We start from the raw sequence: 12,825 nt of genomic DNA on the forward strand, positions 1-12,825 counted from the left end.
CATATGAGTCTTTCTAATGAGTTGTTTGAACGCTTTTCATTATAGGTCATATGGGACTTTTTTTCTACACTCAAAAAGGCTACATAATCTCTACAGTGGATTTACCCACTACAGAAATTATAGAGCCCTTAATTGTAACCGCCCAATAACGGAGTATCTTTTCAGCTTCCCTATTCTCCAGTATACTGTTAGAGAAAACGGAACTGGAGGATTTTTTATGTCACGCCCCATCGTCCCATTGACTGTTCCCAAATCTTGTCGCTTTGAGAAGAAAGGCAGAGACGATATTCTAATGGAAATTCGTCATTGATTCCCTAGCTTATCTGGTAAAAAGTTAATTTAACCTAGATCCCTTCTCCGGTCAAGTCTTTCTTTTCTGCGGAGATCGAAAAGACCGATTCAAGGCTCTGTACTGGGATGGACAAGGATTTTGGCTACTGTACAAACGCTTTGAAAATGGGAAATTGACCTGGCCAAGCTCGGAAAATGAGGTCAAAGCTCTTACTTCTGAACAAGTAGACTAGCTGTTAAAGGGATTCTCCATCACTCCCAAAATAAACCTTTCAGAGAGTCGTGATTTCTATTAAATCAGGGCTTTTCTTTCGGTATAATAAAGAAAAACGGCAACCGCCTAATAACGAAATATATTGAAAAACGTTTCAAAGTCGATGATTGACTTTAGAAGAACTGACAAGTATGGATTTGAGCGAGATTTCAAGATTTACGAAGCTCTTCCGGTTCAAGCTTCTGAGGTGTTGGACCAATTAGCACAGACGGAGAAGGGAAATTCTAAGCAGATTCATTACAATCCAACTTGGAATTATTTTAAGGAGCTAGTCAAGGAAGAACTAGCCAGCCCAGATGGAGCCCGCATCTATGCCAAACGCAAGGTGGATGTCGAACCTGTATTTGGTAGGATTAAGAAGATAATGTGGTCATTTTGAAAATGCTTTTTTTTTGCTAAATTCTCAAAGTAAGTTCTAGGTAGCTGGAATTTGGGATGGGACAAGCTCCTTTCAAAATTTGTGTGCTTAGTTTGGTTTAGTTATGATAATTAGTTGTGAGTTAAAAGGTTTGGAGACTGGCAGACCTCCTCTGCTGGGATTTCAGAGATGCCGAGGAGTTTGGCAAGCTCTTCTCCGTAGGTGAATGACCAATTTGTAAAATTAAGCTAGACAGAAAAAGCCATCTATGTTAGGCTCAGATAGACTACCACATTTGTCTGAAAGGAACTAACATAAATGACCTATACCCATGAACCATAAATGAACTCATAATGATAGAAGCTTATTACCAAGAAGGTACAAAAGTTACAGATATCATGAAGGCTCTTGGAAGATCAAAGCAGACCGTCTATCATGTTATCAACTTTCTCAAAGACGGACATTCTGCCTATGACTATTATGAACACTATAAAGCCAATAAGAAGCGCTGCGGTCGGAGGAAAACAAATCTTTCGCAAGTAGAAAAAGACTTTATTCAAACTCGTTTAGATCGAAGCTGGAGCCTTGATGTCATTAAAGGAACTTATCCAGATAGGATTTCTTGTTCTATGAGAACTCTCTATCGGCTATAAGATTCCTAGAAAGTCTCTGAATTATCAAATACCCTACCAAGTTTTTCTGAGTTTATTGAAACAGTCTAGCTTAATTTGAAAATTTAGGATGTAAAAAGTTCGTAGGCGGATTTACCGTTCAAAGCGGCACGTTTGACGTTATTGACGTGCGAGCAGATTAGGTTGACATCTTCTTGAGTCAAGGTATTAAAAGAGGCTCCCTTAGGCAAAATATCGCGAATGAGGGTATGATTCTTCTCAATACGCGCCTTCTGGTCAGAGCGATTAGGGTCGCAGAAAAAGAGCTTGGATTGACCACGAACATCGATTTCAATATCGTATACCCTAGCGAATTCCCCACCGTTATCGGTGAGAATGACAGGGAAACTCTCAAAGAAGTCTATCTCGGCCTCATAGAAGTCACTCTTTATGGCTTGGATGTGCTTGGCGACTTCGAGAGCAGTCTTATTATCCAGCAGTCGAGCAAAGATGAAGTTACAGGAGGTATGGCAGAAGGTGAGGAGTAATTTCCCACCCACACGACCGACGAATGTGTCCATTTCTAGCCAATAGCTGAGGTTATTCTAGTCAAGATAAGCTTGGAAATCTTCGTATGTTCGTCCCATTTTATCGGCTTTAGGAATAGGTGGCAGTTCCCTTGTCCGACGCTTTCTAAACTTGACGATACGAGGAAAATAAGTGGGTTTGGTCGACATATAGCCCTTCTGAACATAGCGATAAATACTGGCCCGAGAGACAGATAAGTCATTGGAGGCAATGATATGGTGGAGACGTTGTCCCTCCTTGATAGTCTTTGACACAATATCATCCATGTCGAAGAAGATTTGCTTATTGAGAGCAACCCCTTCACATGATTCTGATAGGGTAGTTTCGTAGGTTTATTGGGCTTTTTTAGCGTAGTAGAATTGCTTGGCAAAGCCACAATTTATCCTCTTTTTAGGGTAGTTATTACAGACATAAGGTGCCCTTTTGAGGAGTGGGAAGGCCTCACAGTTGGATGTAACAGTTGTTTTCTTAACAATGAGGTTTTGTCTCACTTCTTTAGAAATGGCTGACGGATCTTTCCCAATCTTTGTGGTAATGTGGCAGAATGGCCTGCCTTGTTCAAGGCCCATTTGGATATCGGTTCGATCTGAGAGTGTAAGGTGTTTGTGTTTCATGATAAAGTCCTATACTTGTCCCAGATTAAGTTCTGCCTTATTTTCTCGTCTCAGACTAGTTTCTAGTTTTGGAAGCGATCTAGAACTTACTTCGAGAATTAATGCTTTTTTTTTTTAGCAATTCACAATCATATTATTGGACATATATGAAATTTTAAGTTATAATTAAGGAAGGTTATTGTGCGGATGGTATAGTTTGCGTTTATAACTTGTAACTATTTACATTCTTTTAAAGGAGAAATACTATGGAAAATAATTACCTTTCCAAGACGAACCTGCAAAAATGGTATGCGCCTCAACAGCGTTTTTCGATTCGGAAGTACCATTTTGGAGCAGCTAGTGTCTTACTAGGTGTGGCACTTGCCCTTTCTTCGGGTGCAACTGCAGCAGCCAATACTGTAGAATCAGGTAGTACGACGCCATCGAGTGTGGAAATTACCGAACCTACAGCAGAAACATCTGTGGCACCTGCTAGTACAGAAACTACAACTGCAGAAGCTACTTCTACACCAGTTGTAAGTGAACGTACTGCTACAGTTGAGTATACTGTAGAGTATCAGGACGAGACTGGTGCGGTAGTAGCAAGTGTAGCTAAGTCAACGTCTACTACAACAACAGATGCAACTGCAATTGCCATTGTTTCAGAAACTGCTGAAGTACCAGCAGGTTATGCATTGGCAGCAGGCGAAGCATCTACAACAAGCGCAGGTGTAGTTGAAGGCGGCAATACAAAAATCGTCTTCAAAGTTGTCAAGAAAGCAGTAGAAGCAACACCTGTTGCAAGTACTGAGGAGGTAGCACCTGCTACTGAAGCAACAACTGAAGCTGTACCATCTGCAGAAGTTGAAGCAGCCAAAGAAATCCTTGAGCAGGTGGCATCAGAAGCAGCAGTGCTTGCTGGTGAAGGTGAGAAACAACAAGCGTCATTGACAGCTGTAGACTCTGCCCTTCAAACAGCGACATTTGAGGCAAGCGCAGTCGCAACTCAATCAGAAGCCCTGTTGGCAGACCAATTGGCAACCCTTGATCAAATCAATGCTCAGATTGATGCAGTCCGTACCAAAGTGGAAGCCTTGGCCTTGGAATTGCGTAAATACACGACGGATGGTGAAATTACTGCGAGTCTTAATTTGACAGCAGCTGCAGCACCTGGTACTGAAACTGGTGGTGAGGATGCCATTGTGTATACTGGATCAGAGCATTTTAAAAATTATGATGCTGCTGATATGACAAAAATCAAAAAGCAAATTACCTGGTTAGATTTTAGTGCAGGTAATTGGTCTGGTTTGGACAATGTTAATGGTAATCCTGCTCTAGCAGTAGGTGCTACTTATAAAAAAGAAATAGCGCCTGGATATGTGGTGGAAGTCACTGTTTCTGAGTTAAAACCTTTTGAATCAACTGAATATTATTATGAACGCGTAAAAGGGACAGACCATGAGTGGACTTACAATCCAGATGCTGTCAATTCAAATAAATCCATTTATGAGCACGGAAAATCCGATTATGGAAATGAAGCAAGAATTATTGCAGCACCTCAAAATCAATGGTCTAATGCTAGGAATCAAGGGTTAGATATTCCAGGTTTAGTAACGTTACGATCCATTAAAGACGGTGGTAACGTCGGTGTTAAATTCACTACCAAGGCTACTTACCTAGGAAATGAAGTACCATTGAACGTAGTCTTCATGTCTGGTGAAGAAGCAGGTAACTCAGAGGTTGAAATCTATACGACCAATGGTGATGATTTTGAACTTTTTGGTGAATTGTCCAATGCCCAAACAACTAGCTCATATAAAGCATTAGGGATTACCTCCTCTGCCACCGATTACGGTTTCCTTGGCTATAATGATTTGCAAGGTAGTGACCAGTGGAAAGAATTTTTCGATGCTAAATACTGGGCTAATATTGCAACACCTGAATCAGAAGCTACCGCTATCCAAACTGCAGTGTCTTCACGAGATAATGGGTTGAAAGTAGTTGATGGGATCGGAACTAAGTTGTTTGGTCCAGTGTCAAACCATTTAGATGCTACCTATAATTACTCCACACCTATTATCATGACCAAGAATGCGTCTGAAGTGGGTATGTATATCATGGCTTCGGGACGTCAATCATCCATGATTGGGGTTGTTCTACTTGATTATGGTGACGCTCCTGATTCATATGGTACGGGTGCGCACTCAATTAACTTTAATGAAGCTGATAGTCAACCTTATTTAGGTACAAAACCAGCTGATATTGACTTTATTCCTGAGGGGATTCCTGTAGGTGCATCAAGTTGGTATCGTGATGAATTGATCAACCAATTTGATGAAGGTCCTAGTCAATTAATGGGTGACTCTGTAGAACCAGGTTTCAACTATACGCTACACCATTCTAATGATGGTACGTATACATTGAAGTTTTTGGCTAACGCCAATGGAAATGGAACTGCATATGTTCAAGGTTGGATTGATTTCAACAATGATGGACGGTTTGATGAAAATGAAAACTCAGGGATTCGTGAAATAATTGATGGACAACTTGAGTATGAATTGAATTTCTCAAATATTTATCAGAATGTCGATGTGGATGTTACCAAACTCGGTGTTCGTATGCGTATAGCCCTCGATAGTGCAGATATCAAAACTCCAGATTTAACTGCTTACTCAGGAGAAGTAGAAGACTTCCAAATCCAAATGACGCATCCACCACGTGGTGAAAAGTTAGAAACAACCAACAACCAAGGTGTGACGCAAACAGGGACGGTTGAATTCCACGCATATGGCGAAAACCGCTACTCAACAACCGTCGCTAAGATTGATACAACTATTCCTGCACAAATCGTAAAAGCTGATGGCACCTTAGTGACTGCTGCTGATTTAGATGCGGATGGTTACTATGTGATTGCTGGTGAAGGTAAGTATAAGATTACTGAAAACAATGGCAATGTAAATGTAGAATTCGTTCCTGAGGCAGACTTCATCACTGAATATACAGACGGCACGATTGTTGCCCAAGCAAAAGGTATTTCTATCCGTCGGGCATCTACAGTTACGGATGGAAATGGTGTGGCTCTTACAACTGGATGGCATGCAAAGACTGAAGAAAACGGCCTTGCTAACGTTTCAGAAGCTACTCCTGTTGATGGTCTAGTGGGAACCATGGATGGACGTTATATTCCTCATGTCATTGCGGTAAACCCAATCGGTACTGATGCTACATCTACCGCAGTACAAGGAGCTACTCAAACAGGTACACCAACCTTCCAATCAGGTGTAACTTCAGGTGCTGATCCGATTCCTATGGGTAACGAAGTAGATGCTTCTGGCAACCCAATCGCTCCAGGTGTAGATCCTAAATACCCATTAAAACTTGTGGATGCATTAGGTGCTGAAGTGGATTCCACCGATGCGACAGCTATGGTAAATGGCGTATCCACGGTAGTTGGTACCTATACTATCGACAATGTAACAGGTTTAGTAACCTATACTCCGAATGAAGAAGGTAAAAAGTATATTGGGGTAGTGGATTCAGCTACGGTTATCGCCCGCGATATCAACGGAGCTTCTGCAACCGCAACTTATACACCGACTATCACTCCGATTGCTCCAATCGCTGAAGCAGCAACTTCTGTTGGTGTCCAAGGTAAGGAACAAACTGGAACACCGACCTTTGAAAAAGCCCCAACCGCTCCAGAGGGGGTTGCGGACCTAGATCCAACTACCTTGACCCTATTGGATGCTTCTGGCAATCCAGCAAAAAGCGTTGTAGTGGATGGTCAAGGAACTTACACCTTGAATGAAGATGGTTCTATCACCTTTACTCCATTACCTGAATTTGTAGGTACTCCAACTCCAGTTCATGTACAAATGTCTGATAAGAATGGCACACCTGTTACTACCACATACGCACCTGTAGTCGTGGAAGTAAAACCAGTTGCCGATCCAGATGAAAGCTTTGGATTGAAGGGCGAACCTCAAACTTCAACTCCAGACTTCTTTGTTGCAGGTCAGGTAGACCTTGACGGCAATAAGGCTTATGATCCAAAAACCGAAGTAGTGGATCTAGACCCAGCTACCTTGACCCTCTTGGATGCTTCTGGCAACCCAGCAACAAGCGTTGAAGTACCTGGTCAAGGGACTTACGCCTTGAATGCAGATGGGTCTGTAACCTTTACCCCTCTTCCAGATTTCGTAGGGAAAGCAACTCCTGTAAGCTTACAAATCAAGGATAAAAATGGTACGCCTGTAACAACAACTTACACCCCTACAGTAGTAGAAGTTCCTGAATCAGAATTGAAAGAATCTGTAACTAGAACGATCAACTATGTCTATGCAGACGGAACAACAGCTGCTCCATCTGTGACCAAGACGCTAGAATATACTCGTACCGTAAACGTTGATCCTAATACTGGTGTAATCACTTATGGCGCATGGACTTCAACAGATGATGACTTCCCAGAAGTAGCTTCACCAGATATTACAAACTTTACTCCAGACTTATCCAAAGTAGATGCTAAGACAGATGTTCCAGGCGATGCTGTGGATGAAACCATCACAGTTGTTTACCGTGAAAACGTGAAACAATTAGCAACCATTACCTACAAGTTAGAAAATGGTACAAGCTTAGTCGAGTTAGCTAAAGATGGAGTTGAAGGCCACAGTGGAGAAGCAATCACTTACTCAACTGCTGACCGGATTGCAGCCTACGAATCTCTTGGATACGAACTCGTTTCTGATGGATTTGCAACTGCGACTGATAAGAACTACGACGCTGATACAGCAACAGTTCAAAACTTTGACGTTGTTTTAAGAGCCAAAGTAACAGTGATTGACCCTAATAACCCAACGGATCCAAACACACCAAAACCAGGCGAACCTGTAGATCCAACAGATCCAAACTCTCCAGTTTTAGGTGAATTGGTAGAAACAGTTACTCGTACTGTTGCCTTCCAATATGAAGATGGTAGAGAGTTTGCTCCATCTGCAACAAATACAGTAACTTGGACACGTACTGCGACTTACAATCATGTAACTAAGACAATCTCTTACTCTGAATGGGTGGCTAAAGATGCAGATGCAGTTCTTGAGGGAACTCCATTACCAACCAAAGAAGGCTATATGGCAGTTTCTGCAACTTCAAACGGCCAAGGTATCCTAACTTCAGCTGTTGAAGCCAACATTACCACTAAGTACAATTCAGATGATATTGCTGAAGTAGTAGTATTCGCACCAGTAGCTCAAAAAGCAGTTGTGAAAATTGTGGATATTACTAACCCAGATATTCCAACGACTTTGGAGAATCAAGAATTAGTTGGCAAGACAGACCAAGCCTTTGGCTATGACCCAGCTACTAAGCTTGCTGAATTAGAAAAAGCAGGTTATCAAGTAGTGACCCGTCCAGCTTACGATCCAACTGCTACCTTCTCGGCGGATCCTTCTGATGTGGAAAGCTTTGTGTATGAAGTGGTTCAAATCGTGAAGACAGTTGACCCTAACGATCCAAACACGCCAACACCAAAACCAGGTGAGCCAGTTGATCCAAAAGACCCTAACTCACCAGTATGGCCAGATACTGTTAAGGACTTAGTAACAACTGAAGAAGTAACACGGATCATCTCCTATGTGGATAACCAAGGAAACACTGTCTTCGAATCTGTTACTGAAACCAAGAAGTTCACCCGTACTGCGGATATCAACCTTGTAACAGGTGACATCACTTATGGCGAATGGACTCCAGCTCAAAGCTTGGCAAAAGTGACTTCTCCAGAATTGGCAGACCACCTTGTAAGCATCCCAGTAGTTGGTGCTCAAGATGTTGCCTTTGATGATCCAGACATCAACATCCAAGTAGTTTACACTCCATTAGGTTCATGGGTACCAGTGGTTCCTCCAGGATTCCCTGAAGTTCCTGAGACAGTTTACCCAGTTGACCCAACTGACCCAAGCAAACCAGGTACAGAGGTTCCAACGATTCCTTATATTCCAGGTTTAGTACCAGTAGGACCAGATGGTGAAACACCATTGAAACCAATTGATCCAACTGATCCAACCAAAGGCTATGAAGTTCCACCAGTACCTGAGGATCCAACTCAAGATACTCCTATCACCTACGTATTAGCAGACCAAAAGGTTACTGTTAACTATGTGGATGAAGCTGGAAATCCTCTAGTAGATCCTGCCCAATTGACAGGTAAGTCTGGTGAGGTTATCGACTACAGCACTACTCCTACAATCAATGACTTACTCAAGAAGGGTTACGAATTAGTTTCTAACGATTACCCAGCAGGAGCAACCTACGATAAGGATGCAGCAGTAGACCAAGTCTACACGGTTGTATTGAAGGAAAAAGTGGTTCCAGTTGATCCAACAAATCCTAACACTCCAACTCCAAAACCAGGTGAGCCAGTAGATCCTACTGATCCAAACTCACCGGTATGGCCAGATTCAGTTAAGGATCTTGTAACAACTGAGACTGTAACCCGTACTATCTCTTATGTAGATAACACTGGTAAGACTGTATTCGCAACGGTAACTGAAACCAAGACATTCACACGTACTGCTGAAATCAACTTACTAACAGGCGTGATTACATATGGTGAATGGACTGCGGCTCAAACTTTTGCACCTGTAACTTCACCAACACTTGCTAATCACTTAGTAGATACTCCACTAGTTGCTGGGCAAGATGTAAATCCAACTGATGCTGATATCAATGTGACAGTTGTCTACACTCCACTTGGTTCATGGGTGCCAGTTGTTCCTCCAGGATTCCCAGAAGTTCCAGAAACGGCTTACCCAGTAGATCCAGAAGATCCTACAAAACCTGGTACTGAAGTGCCATCTGTTCCGCATATTCCTGGAACAACACCGGTAACTCCTGATCCAGAAAATCCAGGAACCTTCATTCCATTGACTCCAGTAGACCCAGAAGATCCAAGTAAGGGCTATGAAGTACCTCCAGTACCAACGGATCCAACTAAGGATACTCCAATCGTTTACGTGGAAGACAACAAGCAATTGGCTTCTGTTACAATCGTGGATGAATCTACAAGAAATACTATCTCTACCTTCTTTGAACAAGGTAAGCCAGGCTTCACAGTAGGTATCAATACGGATGAAAAACTTGCGGAATTGACCAAAGCTGGTTACACCGTAACAAGCGATAACTACAATGATTCTGAGAAAGTTTACGATAAGGACGACAATGTGGACCAATCTTGGACCATCACAGTAACTCCTCGTATCGAACCAGTTGATCCAACAGATCCAAACACTCCAACACCAAAACCAGGTGAGCCAGTTGATCCAACAGATCCAAACTCTCCAGTATGGCCTGACTCTGTGAAAGATCTTGTTACAACTCAAGAAGTAGTTCGTACTATCACTTATGTGAACGAAGCAGGTGAAACGGTAGCTACTCAAGTAGTTCAAAAGGTGAACTTCACACGTACTGCACAAGTAAACCTTGTAACAGGCGAAGTCACTTATGGTGAATGGACTCCTGCTCAAGAATTACCAGCAGTATCTTCTCCAGTGGTTGCAGGTTACTACACTGAAACTCCATTGGTAGACCCAGCTACTGTAAATGCAGAAGATGCGGACATCACTGTACCAGTCGTTTATAAGAAACTTGGTAACTGGATCCCTAACATCCCAGGTGAACCAGTAAATCCACTTCCTTATCCAAACGATCCTGAGAACCCTGGTGTTCCTGGAGAACCTGATGTGGTGATCCCTTATGTTCCTGGTTATACTCCAGAAGATCCAAATGGTAACCCACTCACTCCAGTGGACCCAGAAGATCCAACCAAGGGTTATACCCCACCAACTCCTGAAAACCCAGGTAAAGATACCCCAATCACCTATGTGGCAGATAATCAAAAAGCAATCGTCAACTATGTAGATGAAAATGGCAACCCACTCGCAACTTCAGGTGAGCTAACAGGTAAATCTGGTGAACCGATTGATTACTCAACTACACCAACAATCGAAGACTTACTCAAGAAGGGCTACGAATTAGTTAATAATGAGTTCCCAGAAGGAGCAACCTACGATAAGGACGGCAATGTTGATCAAATCTTTACAGTTACCTTGAAAGAACGCGTTGAACCAGTAGATCCTACGAACCCACCAAAACCAGGTGAGCCAGTAGATCCAACTGATCCTAACTCACCGGTATGGCCTGACTCTGTTAAGGATCTTGTGACAACTCAAGAAGTTGTTCGCACCATCACCTATGTGAATGAGGCTGGTGAAACAGTTTCAGCTGAAGTTGTACAGAAAGTTAGCTTTACTCGTACAGCGGAAGTAAATCTTGTAACCGGTGAAATCACTTACGGTGAATGGACAGCTGCACAAGAATTACCAGCAGTATCCTCTCCAGTAGTTGCAGGTTACTATACTGAAACGCCATTGGTAGACCCAGCTACTGTAAATGCAGAAGATGCAGATGTGACTGTGACGGTTGTCTATAAGAAACTTGGAAATTGGATTCCAAATATTCCTGGTCAACCAGTGAACCCACTTCCATATCCAAATCATCCAACTGATCCATCTAAACCAGGTGTTCCAGAGGTTGTGATTCCATATGTTCCAGGATATGTCCCAGTAGATCCAAATGGCAACCCACTCACTCCAGTGGATCCAGAAGATCCATCTAAGGGCTACATCCCTCCAACTCCGGAAAATCCAGGTGTGGATACCCCAATCACCTATGTAGCAGATGATCAAAAAGCAATCGTCAACTATGTAGATGAAAATGGCAACCCACTAGCAACTTCTGGTGACTTAACAGGTAAATCAGGTGAACCGATTGCTTACTCAACTACACCAACAATCGAAGACTTACTCAAGAAGGGCTACGAATTAGTTAATAATGAGTTCCCAGAAGGAGCAACCTACGATAAGGACGGCAATGTTGATCAAATCTTTACAGTTACCTTGAAAGAACGCGTTGAACCAGTAGATCCTACGAACCCACCAAAACCAGGTGAGCCAGTAGATCCAACTGATCCTAACTCACCGGTATGGCCTGACTCTGTTAAGGATCTTGTGACAACTCAAGAAGTTGTTCGCACCATCACCTATGTGAATGAGGCTGGTGAAACAGTTTCAGCTGAAGTTGTACAGAAAGTTAGCTTTACTCGTACAGCGGAAGTAAATCTTGTAACCGGTGAAATCACTTACGGTGAATGGACAGCTGCACAAGAATTACCAGCAGTATCCTCTCCAGTAGTTGCAGGTTACTATACTGAAACGCCATTGGTAGACCCAGCTACTGTAAATGCAGAAGATGCAGATGTGACTGTGACGGTTGTCTATAAGAAACTTGGAAATTGGATTCCAAATATTCCTGGTCAACCAGTGAACCCACTTCCATATCCAAATCATCCAACTGATCCATCTAAACCAGGTGTTCCAGAGGTTGTGATTCCATATGTTCCAGGATATGTCCCAGTAGATCCAAATGGCAACCCACTCACTCCAGTGGATCCAGAAGATCCAACAAAAGGCTATATCCCGCCAACACCAGAAAACCCAGGTGTGGATACTCCAATTACATACATCCCGGTTAATCCTGGTACACCAGTAGTACCACCTGTTGCACCTCCAACGAAACCAGAGCGTCCTGTTTCACCAGAGACTCCGGAAGTTCCAGCTCAACCTGTTCAACCAGCTAGCCCAGCAGCACCTGCAGGTCCAGTTGTTGACCAGTTGCCAAACACTGGTGAATCTAGCTCTGTAGCTGTAACAGCAATCGGAGCAAGCATGCTTCTTGCAGCACTCGCACTTGCAGGCAAACGCCGTCGCCAAGAGGAAGAGTAAGAGCATCTTCTCTTAGAAGATTAGGTCTAGAAGAACCTTCTCCATCTGGAGAAACACGTTTCATGAAAGTCCTCCCAAACAATTTCAAGAACAAATAAATAGACCTAGCTCTAGCAAGAAAGCTTAAGACCACCCGCAAAACTGCGGGTGGTCAGACTGAAGACAAAGTCCTTAGAATTGATTTTCTAAGGGCTTTTCTTCGTATTTAGGAGTATAATATAAGGCAACCGCCCAATAATAAGGTAGTGATAATAATATTTTAGTCTTTTATTCCGAG

The 12,825-nt window shown here is 42.8% G+C and carries 2 protein-coding genes and 3 pseudogenes; 4 read left to right on the top strand and 1 reads right to left on the bottom strand.

Annotation, left to right across the window (positions count from 1 at the left end; genetic code table 11):
• Positions 1-350 precede the first annotated feature (350 nt).
• From tnpB to ACHBGV_RS09415, 3 genes and pseudogenes are all read left to right on the top strand, one after another.
• Positions 351-524, top strand: a pseudogene (gene tnpB, locus ACHBGV_RS09405) (IS66 family insertion sequence element accessory protein TnpB); the annotation flags it as partial.
• Between the two features lie 159 nt (positions 525-683).
• A pseudogene (locus ACHBGV_RS09410) lies at positions 684-929 on the top strand (transposase); the annotation flags it as partial.
• 347 nt (positions 930-1,276) lie between these two features.
• Positions 1,277-1,576 (top strand): hypothetical protein, encoded by a 300-nt coding sequence (locus tag ACHBGV_RS09415; protein ID WP_394736202.1) that lies wholly within the window; start codon positions 1,277-1,279, stop codon positions 1,574-1,576.
• Positions 1,577-1,659: 83 nt separating this feature from the next.
• On the opposite strand, the pseudogene ACHBGV_RS09420 reads toward ACHBGV_RS09415, so the two are convergent.
• Positions 1,660-2,736, bottom strand: a pseudogene (locus ACHBGV_RS09420) (IS30 family transposase).
• Between the two features lie 245 nt (positions 2,737-2,981).
• On the opposite strand from ACHBGV_RS09420, the gene ACHBGV_RS09425 reads away from it, so the two are divergent.
• On the top strand, positions 2,982-12,548 hold the full coding sequence (locus ACHBGV_RS09425; RefSeq protein WP_394736203.1) for a GEVED domain-containing protein: 9,567 nt from the start codon (positions 2,982-2,984) through the stop codon (positions 12,546-12,548).
• The last annotated feature ends 277 nt before the right edge of the window (positions 12,549-12,825 follow it).

Source organism: Streptococcus sp. A34, from assembly GCF_043674115.1.
Lineage (GTDB): Bacteria > Bacillota > Bacilli > Lactobacillales > Streptococcaceae > Streptococcus > Streptococcus suis_V.